General features: G+C 36.5%; 16 protein-coding genes and 2 pseudogenes. 15 read left to right on the forward strand and 3 right to left on the reverse strand.

Annotation, left to right across the window (positions count from 1 at the left end; all coding sequences use genetic code 11):
* Positions 1-24 precede the first annotated feature (24 nt).
* The 3 genes and pseudogenes from tnpC to CZ382_RS00255 all read left to right on the forward strand — a co-directional run bounded on the left by tnpC (position 25) and on the right by CZ382_RS00255 (position 2,246).
* Positions 25-1,600: pseudogene (tnpC, locus tag CZ382_RS00245) on the forward strand (IS66 family transposase).
* Positions 1,601-1,626: 26 nt separating this feature from the next.
* Positions 1,627-1,902 carry a type I restriction enzyme endonuclease domain-containing protein gene (locus CZ382_RS00250; RefSeq protein WP_268811317.1) on the forward strand — a complete coding sequence of 92 codons (276 nt, stop codon included), beginning with the start codon at positions 1,627-1,629 and terminating at the stop codon, positions 1,900-1,902.
* A 71-nt stretch (positions 1,903-1,973) separates the two neighbouring features.
* Entirely contained in the window at positions 1,974-2,246 is a 273-nt protein-coding gene (locus tag CZ382_RS00255; protein WP_088049271.1) for a DUF7669 domain-containing protein, read from the forward strand.
* Here the strand turns inward: CZ382_RS00255 and CZ382_RS00260 are convergent.
* Positions 2,229-2,957: a M48 family metallopeptidase gene (locus tag CZ382_RS00260; RefSeq protein ID WP_088049272.1), complete on the reverse strand. Its 729-nt coding sequence runs from the start codon at positions 2,955-2,957 to the stop codon at positions 2,229-2,231. The two genes, CZ382_RS00255 and CZ382_RS00260, sit on opposite strands and share 18 nt — an antisense overlap.
* An 86-nt stretch (positions 2,958-3,043) precedes the next feature.
* Here CZ382_RS00260 and CZ382_RS00265 point away from each other — a divergent pair, with 86 nt between their 5' ends.
* The 4 genes from CZ382_RS00265 (at position 3,044) to CZ382_RS00280 (ending at position 7,346) form a co-directional block, all read left to right on the forward strand.
* On the forward strand, positions 3,044-3,652 hold the full coding sequence (locus tag CZ382_RS00265; protein WP_088049273.1) for a hypothetical protein: 609 nt from the start codon (positions 3,044-3,046) through the stop codon (positions 3,650-3,652).
* A 182-nt stretch (positions 3,653-3,834) separates the two neighbouring features.
* Positions 3,835-4,989 (forward strand): ABC-three component system protein, encoded by a 1,155-nt coding sequence (locus tag CZ382_RS00270; protein ID WP_088049274.1) that lies wholly within the window; start codon positions 3,835-3,837, stop codon positions 4,987-4,989.
* Positions 4,982-5,494 (forward strand): ABC-three component system middle component 2, encoded by a 513-nt coding sequence (locus CZ382_RS00275; RefSeq protein ID WP_088049275.1) that lies wholly within the window; start codon positions 4,982-4,984, stop codon positions 5,492-5,494. The genes CZ382_RS00270 and CZ382_RS00275 overlap by 8 nt, the downstream gene beginning before the upstream one ends.
* Positions 5,487-7,346, forward strand: a complete 1,860-nt coding sequence (locus tag CZ382_RS00280; protein ID WP_088049276.1) for an AAA family ATPase — start codon at positions 5,487-5,489, stop codon at positions 7,344-7,346. Before CZ382_RS00275 ends, CZ382_RS00280 begins: the two co-directional genes overlap by 8 nt.
* A gap of 1,111 nt (positions 7,347-8,457) precedes the next feature.
* On the opposite strand, the gene CZ382_RS00285 is transcribed toward CZ382_RS00280, so the two are convergent.
* Positions 8,458-9,717 (reverse strand): IS110 family RNA-guided transposase, encoded by a 1,260-nt coding sequence (locus tag CZ382_RS00285; protein ID WP_235000355.1) that lies wholly within the window; start codon positions 9,715-9,717, stop codon positions 8,458-8,460.
* Positions 9,718-10,230: 513 nt separating this feature from the next.
* Between CZ382_RS00285 and CZ382_RS00290 the strand changes: the two genes are divergently transcribed.
* The gene (locus CZ382_RS00290) at positions 10,231-11,145 is read left to right on the forward strand and encodes a VOC family protein (RefSeq protein WP_088049278.1); all 915 of its coding nucleotides are present in this window, start codon (positions 10,231-10,233) and stop codon (positions 11,143-11,145) included.
* A 310-nt stretch (positions 11,146-11,455) separates the two neighbouring features.
* Entirely contained in the window at positions 11,456-11,860 is a 405-nt protein-coding gene (locus CZ382_RS00295) for an SRPBCC family protein (protein ID WP_230856232.1), read from the forward strand.
* Positions 11,861-12,178: 318 nt separating this feature from the next.
* Here CZ382_RS00295 and CZ382_RS00305 read toward each other — a convergent pair whose 3' ends face one another.
* Entirely contained in the window at positions 12,179-12,847 is a 669-nt protein-coding gene (locus CZ382_RS00305; RefSeq protein ID WP_088049281.1) for a cyclase family protein, read from the reverse strand.
* Between the two features lie 279 nt (positions 12,848-13,126).
* Here CZ382_RS00305 and CZ382_RS00310 point away from each other — a divergent pair, with 279 nt between their 5' ends.
* The 6 genes and pseudogenes from CZ382_RS00310 (at position 13,127) to CZ382_RS00335 (ending at position 17,433) form a co-directional block, all read left to right on the forward strand.
* Entirely contained in the window at positions 13,127-13,528 is a 402-nt protein-coding gene (locus tag CZ382_RS00310; RefSeq protein WP_088050921.1) for a GNAT family N-acetyltransferase, read from the forward strand.
* A 511-nt stretch (positions 13,529-14,039) separates the two neighbouring features.
* Positions 14,040-14,225: pseudogene (locus CZ382_RS24705) on the forward strand (DinB family protein); the annotation flags it as partial.
* Between the two features lie 95 nt (positions 14,226-14,320).
* The gene (locus CZ382_RS00320) at positions 14,321-14,719 is read left to right on the forward strand and encodes a hypothetical protein (protein WP_235000358.1); all 399 of its coding nucleotides are present in this window, start codon (positions 14,321-14,323) and stop codon (positions 14,717-14,719) included.
* Positions 14,720-15,021: 302 nt separating this feature from the next.
* Positions 15,022-16,059 (forward strand): serine hydrolase domain-containing protein, encoded by a 1,038-nt coding sequence (locus CZ382_RS00325; protein ID WP_088049283.1) that lies wholly within the window; start codon positions 15,022-15,024, stop codon positions 16,057-16,059.
* A 150-nt stretch (positions 16,060-16,209) separates the two neighbouring features.
* On the forward strand, positions 16,210-16,605 hold the full coding sequence (locus CZ382_RS00330; protein ID WP_088049284.1) for a VOC family protein: 396 nt from the start codon (positions 16,210-16,212) through the stop codon (positions 16,603-16,605).
* A gap of 276 nt (positions 16,606-16,881) precedes the next feature.
* A complete protein-coding gene (locus CZ382_RS00335) occupies positions 16,882-17,433 on the forward strand; it encodes a GNAT family N-acetyltransferase (RefSeq protein WP_088049285.1) in 552 nt (183 codons plus the stop codon).
* Positions 17,434-17,443: the final 10 nt, after the last annotated feature.

The raw sequence follows: 17,443 nt of genomic DNA on the forward strand, positions 1-17,443 counted from the left end.
GGTTCCTTCCCTTATACTTAAGGTATGGAAAATACGGCGCAATCACCAAAGGCAATGGAATACTATAAAGAACGTACTGAAAAGCTACAATTGGAAAAGGAAGCTTTAGAGGCAAAATTAAAATGGTATGAGGAGCAATTTCGCCTAAGCCAGCGACAACGATTCGGTTCTTCCAGCGAGAAAACCAATCCAGACCAACTTTCCCTTTTTAATGAAGCTGAGGACACAGCTGACTCAACAATCGAAGAACCAACTGTTGATACGATTACATATAAACGTAAAAAACAACGTGGTCAGCGTAAACTGATGCTTGAAAACCTGCCTACGGAGACGATCGAATATCGTTTATCCGAAGAGGAACAGGTCTGTTCGTGTTGCGGTGGCGCCCTTCATGAAATGAGCACAGAGGTGCGTAAAGAAATAGAAGTTATACCAGCGCAAGTCAAAGTGAAGGAGCATGTTCGCTACGTGTACAGTTGCCGTCATTGTGAACGTCATGAAATAGAAACACCTANTCGTAACAGCAACAATGCCCGCCCCTGTTTTTCCGGGAAGCCTGGCCTCTCCATCCGCAATGGCTTATACGATGACGCAAAAATATGTGGAAGGTATGCCATTGTATCGTCAGGAGAAGCATTTGGAGCGTTTTGGAATATCCATACCACGTCAAACGCTGGCCAATTGGACTTTATACGGTACAGAGACCTGGCTTCGTCCAATATATGATCAGATGCATGAGCATCTCCTAGAAAGGGATATATTACATTCAGATGAGACAACCCTGCAAGTTCTCTCTGAACCGGAACGGCCTGCCACATCAAAATCCTATATGTGGCTTTATCGTACAGGAAAAGACGATACGCCAATTGTTCTGTATGATTATAGGCAAACCCGTGCAGGTAAACATCCATCGCGCTTTTTAGCAAATTTCAATGGATACGTACATGTCGATGGGTATGCCGGTTATAACAAGATTTCCGGTGTAACATTAGTTGGGTGCTGGGCCCATGCCCGCCGCAAATTTACGGAAGCGTTAAAGGCACTTCCGGATTCAGCAGCACTTTTCACCGTTAAAGCAAAAGAAGGCCTGGCATTTTGTAACCAACTTTATACCATTGAACACGAACTCAAGGACGCTAGCCCTGAAGAACGCTATAACATACGTTTGGAACGCAGCCAGCCAGTAATGGAGGCTTTTTCAGCATGGCTTCGTGAACAAACACCACGTGTGCTGCCCAAAAGCGCGCTTGGAGAAGCAATCAAATACTGTCGTAACCAGTGGGAGCGATTGAGTGGATTCTTACAGGATGGCCGTTTAGAGATAGATAACAACCGTGCTGAGCGCTCGATTAAACCTTTCGTAATCGGCCGAAAGAATTGGCTCTTTAGCAACACCGCAAAGGGAGCAGAATCCAGTGCGATCATTTATAGTATCGTGGAAACAGCCAAAGAAAATGGATTGAACCCATTTAACTATTTTAGCTATTTATTTAAAGAGCTTCCCAATATGGATACAACAGATGAAAATAAATTAAATCAACTTTTACCTTGGTCCCAGACACTCCCAAAAGAATGTCACGTCCCAAATAAATCTAAATAAAGCATACATGAAATCCCCATCTAAAAATAGGTGGGGATTATTTTACGCTTACGTTTTATCAATTATTAGAACAGCAAATTCCAGTTGAAATAGAACAAGAAAGCTTAAGAGATTTGACTGAGATTATCACAGATATTATTCAAGCCAATGCAGTGATAGATTGGATAGAAAAAGAAGATGTGAAACGTGAAATGCGAAAGAAATTGAAGAAACAACTTAGAGCAAGCTCCGTTCCTAATAAGCAAGTTGAACAAGTGGCTAGGCAATTAATGGAACTGGGAGAGGTTCATTATAAGTCTTGATTAATAACAACTAGGAGGCATAACATCATGGAAAGGTGTTATGCCTCTATTTATAGGAGGGAATAAGGTTAATGGATAAAAATAATAGGACAAGCTGTCGAGATGAAATGTTACAGGTAGTAAAGCAACTTGTGGAAACAAAAGGAAAAAATGAATTTTCTACACAAGAGGTCCTGGATGAAATGAGAAGTGCTAGAACCTCTTATAAGGAGTCTACTATCCGCACCCATCTGACAAGTAGATGTTGTGTTGGGACTAAACAACACCATCAAACCGTATATGGTGATTACGTACGTATCGGGCATGGTCTGTATGCCTTGGTGCATTTATCCGATGCTATGTAATTCAGTACCATGTACACGCAACCATTCTTTAGCTTCTTTATAATGAGGAAGATTGGTTCTGACAACCCGCCAAAATCTATCATTATGCTCAGGAACAATTAGATGAGCTAATTCGTGCACGATAATATAATCAATTACTCGTAAGGGTGCCATCACAATGCGCCAATTTAGATAGATATCACCATTTGGGGTGCACGTTCCCCATCGTTTATGTTGTGTTTTTAACTGCAATGAACGAGGTTTAACACCTAGCATGGATTGGTACTCTTTTGCTCGCTCATTAATTTTTTTAACTCCATATTGTCGGTACCACCCAATCAATTTTTGTTCGAGTTGATGTTGGATACGTTCTTGAGACCATTCACGTGGAACAGTAGCAATAAAGCGTCCTTGTTTAAATTGAAAGGAAGTGTTTGGTACTGGTTCTTTATATACTTTGAGTCGATAATAACGGCCTAAATAAGGCAGTTTTTCACCACTGACGAACTCCTTGGGTTGAACTTTTGTGTTGACTTCGTTAAGTTCCAAGAGCTTTTGAGAAATCCATGGTGCTTTACGTTTGATGATTTGAACTAGTTTTTCCTCATCAATATTATCTGGTGTGAATACTTCGACTCCATTAACTAGGTCGATTGATATTTTAACGTCTTTTCTAGTTTGTTTATAATGACAGTAATGTATTGTAGTTGTACCGTAATTAATAATAGGCATATTATGCTCCTTCTTTCTATTAATCATTCTACATCGATTTTAACTTTACGACAATTTTTTGATTACAAATCTTTGGGGGTGTAGTATTGAAATATGTGACATTTTCATTGATATCTATAGTTATTTTTATTATAGGCTATATACTTGGCTATTTAAGATTAGAAAATTTATTACACAGAATTATAAGTGAATATAGTCATTTAAGTCTTGTTTCACTAATAGGGTTTGCTTCGTCACTTATTACATTACTATTGTTTGTAATGTATATCTTAGGTCGAATAATCCTAATAAAGAAAATGGAAGTCACGCTACTTGAGAGCTTAAAAGTTTGCCGAGACAATGAACTGGACGATGTTGAAGTTGTAGAAGAATTCACCTTAGGAGAAAATAATTCGGAAGTTGTTTATTTAACATCTGATGAACCTATGAGATACATAAAGTTTTACGAATATGATTTTATGAATGATAGAAATGGGACACCTCTTTACAAACATGGTTTGTTAAAGAATGGCTATACAATAAAAATAAATACTTATTTAACTTGTGGCATACCTAACTATTTAATCGAATATCAAAGGTTTGATTATGTAAAAGGTAGAGTGCTATTAGGTGAGAATGGAAAAAACGGATTGATTATTGAAAACCTTGAAATTAAACACACATTGAAAAGTATAATCTATTATTTAATAAAGTAATAAATATTTCATGAATAGATTGATTTTAGAATTAGAGTCACTAGTACAATATATAAATCTTAATTGAACCAATAGTTGAGAATGAATAGTCAGCAATATAAACATCCAAATAACTAATTTATTGGTTAAATTTACTAGATAGTTTGATATACTATAAGAAAAATGTACCGAGGGTGTTAAAAATGGAAAAATCTGTCGATGGTGAATTAAAGGAAATTAGAGAACCTAGATACACTAAAGAAGTCTCCAATAAGCAATTGTTGATGGGTAATTATGTAACACCAATTGATAGACTTAAAGTAATATCTGAAGATGAATTTGAGGAATTAATTGAAGAGTGGATATATGGATACCTAATGTCTGAATATGAAGAAGTTAAAAAAATTGACAAGGTTATACGACTAGCTGGTTCTGGTGATAAAGGAAGAGATGTTGTTGCATTTGAGAAATATACTAAGGACGGAAAAGAACTATGGGATAATTATCAATGCAAACATTACAATGGTCCCTTGGCTCCATCTCAGGTGTGGGTTGAGTTTGGCAAGGTTTGTTATTATACATACAAAGGTGATTATAGCGTTCCGCAAAATTATTATTTTGTCTCTCCTCAAGGGGTAGGAACTAGTCTAGCTGACCTATTAATGAAGCCAGAAGAACTAAAGAAAGGTTTAATAAAAAATTGGGATAGGCATTGTCTTAATAAAATATCAAAGGAAAAAGTAGAACTTACAGGTGATTTTAAGAATTATGTGGAGCAATTTAATTTTTCTATATTTGACTCGATAAATCCAGGAGAGTTAATAAATCAATATCAACAAACAAAATACTTCCCTTTTCGGTTTGGCGGAGGGTTAATTGAAAACCCTAAACGTATAGGTAAGCCTTCTGAAATTAAAAAAGATGAGCAATTATATGTAAGAAAATTATATGACGCCTATTCTCAACGAAAAAGAGAAAAAATAACAAGTTTATCTCGTTTAAGAAAATATAAACTTTTATTTCAACATTTTCAGCGACAAAGAACATACTTTTATCAAGCAGAGTCATTAAGAGTATTTGAAAGAGATACAATGCCTAATGGTTTAAATGCATTCGAAGAGCTTAAGGAACAAGTTTATCATGGAATAATTGATACTATTTATGAGGAATATGAAGATGGATATGAAAGGGTAAAAGCCACAACAGAAAAGGCCAAGACTTTAATCCTTGCTTCAGATAATATTTTAATTGATTTCGTAAATGTTCAAGATAGGATGGGAATTTGCCATCATTTGGCTAATGAAAAAAGTAAAGAACCTGATGAAGCTCAAGTGATATGGGTGATAGATGATGAATAATAATTATTTTTCTAATAGAGACCTAAAAATTTATAATACACCATTAGAAATAGGTTTAAGAGTTTTAATAATACTTCATGAATTAAAAAATGATTCTATAGATATGAATAGGTTGATAATTTATGATTATTTCGTTACACATGCTAATGATTTTGATGAGAATATTGAGAGTATACATCCACCTATTCCACATCGCTCAGGGGAAATAATTATTAAAAGGAAAGTCATTCAAGATGGTATTAATTTAATGTATTCTAGAGAACTCCTAGATATTAAATATACTGCTAAAGGTATATACTATGTTGCTAACGAATTGACATCAGCGTTTTTAGAATATATTGAGTCCGAATATGCTTCGGAAATAAGTAAGTACTCGAATTTGGTAATTTCTAAATTTAGTAGTTATTCAGATGATGAGCTTAATGATTACGTTAATGAGAATTTATCTAAATGGGGAAGTGAATTCACAAGAGAATCTCTAGTTAGGGGGTGGTTCAGTGATTAATAATGGTTTCTATATAAAAAAGTTATGTGTCTTAGGAAACAATACTAAGAATGCTGAAATAGAGTTTGAACAAGGATTAAATATTATAACTGGACCCTCAGATACAGGGAAATCATACATATTTGATTGTCTAAATTACATGTTAGGTTCTTCCAAAGTTCCTAAAAAAATTGATGAAGCAAAAGGATATTCAACTATATTGATGGAAATAAGATTGTATAGTGGTGAAGATTACACTATTGAAAGGAATATTGGAGAAACAGAGGTTGAAGTCTATCAACAAGATATTCATCTAACTGGTAGCAATGAAGAGCAAGGTACAACACTTAATCTGAAACATGATAAGGAAAAAACCGACAACTTATCTGCATTTTATTTAGACAAATCTGGTTATAATCATCCAATATATGTGAAAACCAATAAAAGTGGGGATTTCCGTACATTAAGTTTTAGAGACTTTCCACTTTATATTGCAATAAGCGAAGATAAGATTATTAAAGAAAATTCTCCAATATTTTCTGGTCAATATACGAAAATGACAGTAGAAAAATCAATATTTAACTTTATAGTTTCTGGGATAGACTATAAGCAGAATGTTCATGACAAACATGAAAATAAGCCATCAAAAACAAAATTAGAAGGACAGATAGAGCTTCTAAATAGATTTATTGCAAAAGAAGAGATAAAACTAGAAGAAATTAATGGGGAAAGGTTGCCTTCCCAATCCACTTTAACCGAAAAAATGATGGATATTCAATCGGAGCTAGATAGTATCAGTAATGAATTAGCTGTTCAAACGGAGTACAGAAGAGAGCTATGGAATAACTTAGAGGAAAGTAAATCTAGGATTATTGCTGATTCAGAATTAATAAAAAGATTTCATTTGCTGAGAGATAATTATGTAACTGATTTAGAGCGGTTAAATTTTGTTTTAGAAGGTAATCACTACTTTTCTCAATTAAATATTGCATTATGTCCTTATTGTAATCAACCTCTAAATGAAAATTGCATGGAACATAGTCCTGAGGAAAATCAAATTCCTAACGAGCTAGCTACATCCATAGAAGTAGAAATAGAAAAAATAAAAGGGAAATTAAATGATTTGGATTCAACTATTAAACAAGCGGAAAGTGATTACAAAGATTTAAAAAGTGAAATTGAAAGATATCAAGAAGAGTACAATTTAGTAAAAGATAAAATAGATTCAATTTTGCAACCCAAGCAAATTGAATTAAAAAATTCACTTAATACTTACCTTAAAGAAAGAGATATATACAAAGAATACAATACAATAAATGAGAAGTTAGATGAATTAAGAGACGAAGAACAAATAATCACTAACCTATTAAAAAATATACAAACAACTAAACCTTCAGAAGAAAATGATAATGAAGGAGTAATAAGTTCTATTAATGAGTTCTGTAAATATATGGCCAAGACTTTGGAAAAATGGAAATTTTCTAAAGACCCTAAGGTTGACTATGATGATGGTAAATTCTATATTAATTCTAAGAAAACAGAGGATTATGGTAAAGGTTATAGAGCAATAATCTACAGTGGGTTTGCCATTTCCTTAATGCAATATTGTAAAGCTTACGGTAAACCACATCCAGGTTTTGTCGTTTTAGATTCTCCATTGACTACATATAGAGGAAAAAAATCAGACGAAGATATCAATGAGGATATTCAACAAGCTTTTTTCAAGGATGTGTCTTCTCTAGGTAATGAAATGCAAATAATAATTCTTGATAATAAGGAGCCAAATAAAGATGTGAAGAAAAAAATAAACTATGAGGAATTCACCAAAGATGTCACATCAGGCAGATATGGATTTTTTCCAGTCACTAATTAAAGGCTTATTAGTTAGATTTATAAATACCATTACATTTTAGAAAAACAATATATTAGTTGAAAAATTCACTAATATTTATATAATAGAAATTAGTAGAACGATTTATTATAAATCGTGTGCAGTAGTGAGACACGAAAATCGTTAAATTCAGTGGTGCCAAGGGTTCTGGCGAATGGAAGTAAGCGCACGACTCAAAATCGTGTTCCTTCGGGAGTGTCGGTTCGACCCCGACCACCGGTATCAAGAATCATTAATATGACGGCGTTTGACGGAATATAATCCGTTGAAGCGTCGTCTTTTTTGCGTGTGTAAAAAAGTCGTATGCCTAAACGGAGCTTAGACGATTTCCATTGAAACTATTCGTTTTTTGCTTTGGGAGCCGGAGAAGTAACGATTTATTACCGTATGAAGAAGTAGATATCAACGGAACCAATCGAATTAGAAACGTTGTCATATGACGATGCCGTAAAGCGTTTCATTGCCGATGCAGAACGGCGGGGATCGCGACTGGATACGATCAAGTATTACCGCGCAGAACTCGGAAAGTTTAGGCGTTGGCTAGTGTCACAAGATAAAACGAATTTTATAACCTGGTCGTGCGACTGGACATAGACAGTTACGTTGATAAAGTTTGCAGAGTAAGAAACGGAACTATTAATACAAGGTTACGGGCAATTCGGACGTTATTCGGGTTCCTTTATCGAAAGCTGGTAAACGAAATCATTGAGTTTACTACGAAAGGATCAGAACAAATGACACCGAGTATGCTTAATCTTTCAAAACAGAATACTCTTTATGTAAGAGATTGAGGATGTTTGTTAGGATACTCCCCTTTCCAAAGATGGAATAGCATGGGCGGTTTGTAAGTTGTGAGTTTCCAAAAAACCGCAATCGAGAAGAAATCAAAAATAAATGATGTGATAAGCTTAAAATAGACACTTATTTTAACACAAGAGCAGCGGTATTATGTCAAGAGTAAAATTCTAAAAACCTAGCTGCTTTGAAGGTGGTGTAGCTAAAAAAGGCAATACTAAACTAGGCCCACCCTAATTGTATTACAAAAAAATCCATTAAAACCAATTAATAGGTGGATTCGTCCGACTTAATAAATTCAACTATTTTCTTGTCGGATCCCTCCTTCCTGGTGGTAGATTTGGTTGTTCTTCAGCAGATAAAAGATCAACCGCACAAGTTTACGAGCTGTAAGCGCAAGGGCACGTTTCTCGGCAAATTCTTTCGGCTCCGCTAGCTTTTTCGCATAATACTGGGCATAAACAGGGTCATGCACCCGGACGCTGTTTGCCGCCTCCACGAGGTAATATTTGAGATAGCGGTTACCGGAACGAATCAGCCTCGTTCGTTTGGCAGTAAAATCACCGGATTGGCTCTGGTTCCATGCCAACCCGCCAAATTTAGCCAACTGTTGCTGGTTTTGAAACTCCGGTATATTCACTTCTGCCAAGATACCGGATGCGAATACAGGTCCAATCCCGGGAACGGTGTCCAGGGTATGGGGAATGGTTGCCAAATGATCTGCAATCGCCTTTTTCAGTACTTTCAGTTGTTCCTGTACCGCCCGGATGACGCGAATGCTGGAAGCCATGGCCAAGTTAACAGAGTCTGCCATGGATTCTGGCAACCGGTAGGAAGCGCGCGCTGCCTTTTTCAGCGAACGGGCAACTGCTTCCGGGTCATCAAATCGATTTTTGCCGTGCAGGACAAGGAATTCAATCAGCTCGTCCAATGGCATGCCAACCAAGTCTTCAACAGACTCGAATTCCTCCATAACAGCCAGAGATGTGGCTCCCAACTTGTTTCGCTTAAAGGGTCCCGTGATTGCATAATCACTGAACTTCAAATACAAGTTGGTCATGAGGAAATTGCTTTCCCGTGTTAAATCTTGCATCAAATGGTAACGGGTACGTGTCAGCCGTTGTAAAGCCATTTGCGGCTCGCTCCATGTGAAAGGATGCGGGAGGTTTCCGGCACGAAGCTTGGCGGCAATGAACCAAGCATCTGCCCGATCATTTTTGGGAGCGTCCAGATAGTTGGATTTCTTGAATTCCTTGATCAGACTGGGATTAAACGCATAAACATTTTTTTCTGGAACGCCGAAATCCAGATGACGGTGCAGGTACATGGCAACGTGAGTCGAATAGCTTCCGGTGTGCTCTAGACCAAACAGAATTTCTTCAAATCCATGCTTTTTTACAAGCTTGGTGATACGGTCTTGAAACTCTCTGATACCGGGACGATTATTGGCAATGGTAAACCTGCTGAGCGATCGTTTCGTTTCGTCCCGGGTTAAGCAACAGACAACGTTGTTCTTACTGCTTATATCAATTCCGACGAACAAGGGTGAAGTCATCATGATCACCTCCTTTGTTTCAGGGTTGTAGCGCCTACGATGCTGAGATGTCCCTGGGAAACCTATGAACGACAGCCTTGCGAGCTATTGGAATACACCGGGGGTTGACAGTGCATGTGCCTCCCTCTGCTTTGCAGGAGGGTCAACCAGCCGGGAAACAGTCAACGTGTAGGTCTATATCATAGGACCAGGGGAACACTCTTAATTCGGAAGACACCCAAGTTTTGGGGCAACAGGGGGAATCGGAACATTCCCTTGATAGGACACTACCTATGGCTATTTTCCCAAAGACAGCTCAGCATCGTAAACACTTTTGTTTGAGGGCTACCGCACTTGCGCTTGCTTCCTTCTAATTCGCGTTAAGCTTGCTCCGCAAGCACACGCTCATTACGAAGCTACGCCCTCCAACATTTAATCAATAAGCGATAAACAATTATTTAATTTTCAAGGTTCAAGTTTGTTCCTAAAAAATCTATTAAAATTAGGTTCAAACATAATATACAAGGAGGAATAACTATGACAAATACAAATCAAATCATCGTTCCACATTTATGGTATGACAAGGAAGCGAATGAAGCGGCAGAGTTTTATGCTTCTATTTTTCCAGATTCAAGAATTACGAATAAAACGACACTCCACGACACACCATCAGGCGACGCCGATTTAGTCTCTTTTGAGTTGTGGGGACAGAAGTTCATGGCCATCAATGCAGGTCCTTATTTCACATTCAATCCATCGGTGTCTTTCATGGTTAATTTTGACCCATCACGAGAAAAAGACGCGAGTGAAAAACTAGAGGAGGTTTGGAACAAATTGTCCGAAGGTGGAACCGTGTTAATGCCACTTGATAAGTATCCATTTAGTGAGAAGTATGGCTGGATTCAAGATAAGTATGGTTTGTCGTGGCAGTTAATCCTTACCGATCCAGAAGGTGAAGTGCGGCCTGCGATCGTGCCTTCGCTCATGTTTGTTGGTGATACATGTGGGAAAGCGGAAGAGGCGATTAATTTTTATTTATCCGTATTTAAGAATTCAAAGCAGGGCCTTATTGCTCGCTACCCTCAAGAAATGGAACCTGACAAGGAAGGAACAATCATGTTTTCCGATTACATGCTTGAGAATCAGTGGTTTGCCGTAATGGACAGTGCGAGAGATCATAAATTCAGTTTTAATGAGGCAATTTCATTTATGATATATTGCGACACACAAGCAGAGATCGATGACTACTGGGATAAGCTGTCTGCTGTTCCTGAATCTGAGCAATGCGGCTGGCTGAAAGATAAGTTTGGCGTGTCTTGGCAGGTTGTGCCAAAAGAAATGGACGAGATGATGACGAGTAGCACACCGCAACAAATTGATCGTGTTAATAAGGCAACTCTTAAAATGAAGAAACTTGATCTTGCGGAGTTACAGAAAGTATACAAGGGGTAATGAAAATACAGCATGCCGAAAGAAGATCACGATGTTGATTTGTGATCGACTATCGAAAATTTTGCTGTCTTTCCTAAATGAAAATAAAAAATGATATATGTAGCAGGGCAGGGCGCATTGATTGATTGTTATGACAACCTTGAAATCCGTGAACACGGTACGGGGATGGTGCTGGTTAAACATGGTGTAACATGAAACAAAAATAAATTACACAAAAAGCAGGGAAAAGAGTTTTGTAATGTCTCTAAATGGTTCGTTTCAGCAAAACAAATATGATTCCCATTCTGGACGTGAGGTAGTGAACTCCCGTATGTTTAATGCTCCTGCTGAGAATGTTTTTAAAGCTTTTAGTGACCCAGGTTTACTTAAGAAATGGTGGGGCCCCAAAGGTTTTTCAAATACGATTCATGAATTTGACATGCGCCTAGGCGGTATTTGGCGTTATGTTATGCATGGGCCTAATGGTGTTGACTATGAAAATAAAAGCGAATTTATAGAGATTAACTATAATGAGCGAATAGTCCTTCGTCATCTTGAGCCAGATCATAAATTTTTACTGGAAATCACCTTTAAAAAAATCAAAAATAAAACGGAGATCATTTGGCGCATGATATTTGATACAGAGAAAGAATACGAAGAAGCCAAACCGTTTGTAAAAGAAGCGAATGAACAAAACCTTGATCATTTGGAATGGCTGTTAAATGAAGTCACGTGACAAGCAGAAACTTTTGATACATTGGATATTAGACAGGTTTTCTGGGAAAAAACGCGGGGTTCAGAAGTTATTCAAACTAATTGATGAAAAGAAAAGTAAAACAGCCAATTCCGATGTCCGGAATATTCAGTCAATACTCTATAATCTTGGAAGCATTTGTGAATAGATTCATAAATGCTTCCAAGATACTCGTATCAAACTAAAGTGACTATTAAGGGGGTGAGAAACATTAACATCAGAAATAATAGCAAATCAAGCCATAGAAATTAATTATTCAATGGCTTATGCATAACATACATATGAAAAAGTATTTTGACGTTATTTTATCGTTTTGGCAAAGGCCCTAACAGGAAAGGTTCCAACTCCTTTAAATTTAGGAGGGACAGCATAAAATTCAAAGGTTCTGCCCATCAATTGTTCCAGATTACATAAATGTTCAACAATAGGGATTTCTTTTCCCAATAAAATGGTGTGAACAGGTCTGGATCTCCCTGAAGTGTCATCGATGTTATATGAATCTATGCCAACAATGGCGACACCGTTATCAGCCAGGTAGTTTGCCGCATCTGCGGTTAAATAAGGATGATTTTCAAAATAATCATCTGTGTTCCAATGCCTGTCCCAGCCTGTATGAATCAATACGGCTTTTCCTCTTATATTTTTTTCGTAAAAGAATGTTTTATCTTTTTCTTTAATAGATTGATCAATGGAAATGAATAGTCCTTCTATTCCTCCCAAGCTATCAATTCCTGTTTGAGATAAGTCTTTGCCATCAGCATAGCGGTGAAATGGCACATCTACATAAGTTCCCGTATTTGATACCATTTCTATTTTTCCAATCTGAAATTCCGTTCCTTCTTCATAATTTTTTCGTGACGTTTCCCTCGTTAAATAATTACAGATAATAGGACCAGGAAGACCTTTATATGTAATAAGGCCATCTTCAATCACGTGGCTTAAATCTATCAATTCATTTTCCAAAATCATCACTCCGTTTCTTTTATATAGTTGTTAGTTATATTTTACCTGCCCCATCATGCAATATTCAAATAATATAGATATTAAAGATTGTCAGTGTATATTTAAATAATCAGAGAAACCCGATTGAAGTATAAGAATTTTTTATCTCTTATGATTGCAATTATGTATTATAAATAATTCCATTTATTAGTTAGTATTAATATAGGGAAATGGAGGAGAGTTTTATTGAAAAAAGAAATTATTATTAAATTCGCAACGGAACAGGATTTGGAGAGAATTGTCGAAATGCTTACAGATGACGTTTTAGGGAGTAAAAGAGAGTGTTACAAAAAACCTCTTCCGGAAAGCTATGTAAATGCATTTCAGGCTATAACTTCTGATCCTAACAATGAGTTGGTTGTAGCCTGTTACGATAATAAAGTTATAGGAGTTCAACAAATTACATTTACACCATATATTACACATCAAGGTGGCTGGAGAGCTACTATTGAAGGAGTAAGAACGTCATCTTCCGAGCGAGGTAAAGGAATAGGATGCGCCCTTATACGATGGGCAATTCAACGGGCAAAAGAACGTGGTTGTCACTTGATCCAACTTACCACAGATAAAAAGCGAGAAGATGCTTTACGTTTTTATGAACGTTTAGGTTTTAAAGCATCACACGAAGGGTTAAAAATGCATCTTTAAGGTATTATGAATATGATGTAGCTATCTCTTTGTTTTTAAGTAAAAGCCAGTCCCTACTTATAACGAACTTAATTAAATCTATTAAACCAATAAAAAATGACCCATTGCAACAAAATGCAGTGAAAAAATAATTTAAAGTGCGTGTTCAAAAAGTCGCCGAATGAGAAGCAAGAAGGTCGAGGCGGCGTAGCTTTGAGCACCGGAATGTACACAAAAAGGTACATGAGGAGCGGAAAGCAAGCCAACGAAGAGATTCGCAGCTTATCATTTGGTGACTTTTTGAACATCCTCTTAAAATATACCTTTAGAAGGAATTAAACAGCTCCAGATCGAAATAAATATAAAGTCTACATGGCTTAGGTTTTTAACTAAAGTAATAATAGATGAATCAAATTAAATTAGCATCAGGGCGGGGAGAAATTAGCAAACTTTAGTAATTAATTTCCAAAAAAGGAGAGTACAAAGATGTGCAAAATGTTTCAGTACAATTGGGTAAGTTAGAAATGATTGGTTTAATCGGTGCAAGGACGTACCTGAGGAAGAACTGACACGTAAACGCGTTGGCGGCCATGGGGATATTTTAGGTACCCTCTTTCATATCGTCAATACGGAACAGATGTGGATGAGCATGCTGATGGGAAAAGAAATCAGGTTAATCGATTTCGAACAATATAAGTCACTTGAAAAGGTAAGGTAACTGTCAGATTCTCTTCAAACCGATATAAAACCCTTTATTGAGAAATGGACACCGCAAACAGACGAAAATGGGGGTATTCTATGAAGCGAATTCCAATGATATTTGTTTTATTGTGCGCGTTATTTGTTATGGTAGCTTGTACATCAGATGCAACAGGTGAAAAAGAAATCGTTTTACCTGATGACATTCCTGAATTTGTTCAAGAAAGTGATTTTAAACAAATTGATTGGGAAAAGAAAGCAGTCGAGTTTGGAGAAAGAGGCATTATTGGAAATGAGAACAAATCAGGTGTCATTGGTGCAGATATGCCAAGTTTAAACGTTCAAAAATGGATGTGGCACCTTTGGGGAATTAAAAACCCAGGAAACAAAAAATTAACAATTGTTGGTTTTTATAAAGAAACAGAGAAAGTCCATCAGATATTAAAAGATAGTTGGACGATGGGACTTGCAGGACCAAATAATGAGCCGATGCCCATACACCGTCCAGTGTAAAGATACCAGAATCTGGGGAGTGGGCAATACTGCTTTATATCGATGATACATTATTTGATACATTGATTTATCAAATAAATGAGTAGGTTTAGGAGGATATTTACACTTCCAAGTAAGGTAGTGGAAGGCTTAACTGGAAAGATGAAACGTTTCTTTAGGTAACCAAATATAACTATATGTTGAGTAAATTAGCGTGGAGAAAAACAAAAAGAGCGTAACCATTGAATAATGGGTTTAAGAAATAACAAGGAACATACATTCTCTGTTTATGGTATAATCATGTTAATAAACGGGGGTGTAATATGGGACTTAATAATATAAATATTAAAGAGCGTATGGAACATTATAATGTAACTGGATTAAGCATGACATTAATTGAAAATGGCCAAATTAGTTTGGTAGATCAATATGGTTTATTAGAAGCGGAAACAACTAAAAGTGTAAATAGTGACTCCATTTTTAATGCCTGTTCCGTTAGTAAGTTCGTAACAGGGATGTTGGTGATGAAATTAACGGAGCAAGGTCTTCTTGACTTAAACGAGGATATAAACAAAAGGCTTAAGTCATGGAAAGTTCCTGATAATAAATTTACTGGAAACAATAAAGTTACATTACGTAATTTACTTTGCCATCAATCAGGAATTATCGACCCAGTTGACAGTTTTACAGAACTTAGATCGAATGACGGTATCCCCTCAACGGTCGAGCTGTTAGAAGGAAAGACATCGTATTGCAAAGTGCCTATTGAAGTGAGATATGAACCAGGAAGCGACTTTCAATACTCAGATGCGGGCTTTTGTATCATACAGCAGCTAATAGAAGATGTGACTGAGCGACCTTTTAGGGAGATTATAAACGAACTGATCTTTCAACCATTGAAAATGGTTAACAGTTCATTCCCAATAAACGTTTCAAATGAAAAAAGGGAAAACTTCTCTTGTGGCCATAATAAAAAAGGAGAATTAGTTGATGGAAAATATACTATATATCCTTATCCAGCGGCATCTGGACTATGGACAACGACATTTGATTTATCCATTTTGGTTATGGAATTATTTAATTCTTTAAAAGGTAAAAGTAAGATCGGACTTACTGCAAGTACAGTAATGGAAATGATAAGCTCACAAGGCTGTAAAGAATGGACAGGGCTAGGCCTATTTTTAGACAGTTTAGGAAAGGATTTTGAAGTTTCTTCACTTGGCTGGGGAAAGGGCTTTCAGTGTATGATAGTTGCCTTCCCTTATCTGGAGACCGGATTAGTCATCATGACAAATACAGATTTAGGTGTTCATCAGTTGAAGGGAATTATTGGTGAAGTATATAAATCTTTTACCTTGTAATTTGATGTTAAGCTAACCGGTAAGTTACTTCAACTAGGATATCACCGTTGCATTTTACATTCTTATTGTGCTACCCGTTGTTTTACTGAAGTAATTAACTCCGTGTTTCAACTGGTAGCGCAGTTATCAGTTCAATAGGAGGGCTGCTTCTTGTCAAAAGGATTACTTCATCATATTGAAATATACGTCTCTGATTTAGCAAGATCAATAGAATTTTGGGGGTGGTTACTTGAAGAATTAGGATATATCCCTTTTCAAAACTGGGAAAGTGGACGGAGTTGGAAACTGGGGAGTACTTACCTCGTTTTTGTACAAGTAGAGGAAAGGTTTCTAGACATTCCATACCATAGATGCCGAGTAGGACTCAATCATCTAGCATTTCATGCAAGTTCACGTCAACATGTGGACGAACTAACAATAAAATTAAAGAATAAAGAAATCGATATTCTTTATCAAAACGCTCATCCATTTGCCGGTGGAGATGACCATTATGCCGTTTATTTTGAAGACCCTGACAGAATAAAAGTAGAGCTTGTGGCTCCATAAGTTTTCAAGTAACAGATACGATTGTCTAACAAGCGAAATCATTGCCTGTTTATGTGTTAATATGAAATTTAATTATTTGAATATTACGTGATTAACTTTAGCATGAAGAGCCAGAAGATTATACGCAGAAGAAGAGTAATTTTTTCTTAACTAACCGGTACGATAGCTTATAAAGGTTACCCCCTTTTTCTGCCGGAGTATAGAAATGGGATAGTCAAATTAGTTTAATTAAGGCAATTAAAACTCGATATTAGTACAATGCAGGGAGGATTTCTTATGGTATATGACAGTCCAAGTAAAACAATTACCACTAAAAGGCTAGTACTGAGACTGTTTCAAAAATCGGATGCAGTAACTGTTACGAAGCTCTGTAATAATTATAATATTTATAAAAGTACATTGCACCTACCTTATCCATACTGTATAGAGGATGCTTTGTCGTGGATGGAACATCATCGTGATAATTTTAATGCCAATAAATTATATGAATTTGCTATAACAGATAAGGAAACAGGAGAATTATATGGAGCTATAGCGTTATCCAACAACCAGAAGTTTAATCATGGAGAAATAGCCTATTGGGTTGGTGAAGAATTTTGGGGAAATGGGCATGCTACAGAGGCAGCGCAGGCTATATTAAAATTTGCATTTGATGTAAAGCAATACCATAAAATCTTTGCTCGCTATTTTCATTCAAATCCAGCTTCGGGAAGGGTTTTGCAAAAATTAGGCATGAAACAAGAAGGGATATTAATTGACCACGTAAGGAAAGAAAATCGATATGAAGATCTAGTATATTATGGAATTATTAATTCAATAGGATTATAGATCTTATATT

It is taken from the genome of Virgibacillus dakarensis (assembly GCF_900155625.1).
GTDB lineage: Bacteria > Bacillota > Bacilli > Bacillales > Amphibacillaceae > Lentibacillus_C > Lentibacillus_C populi.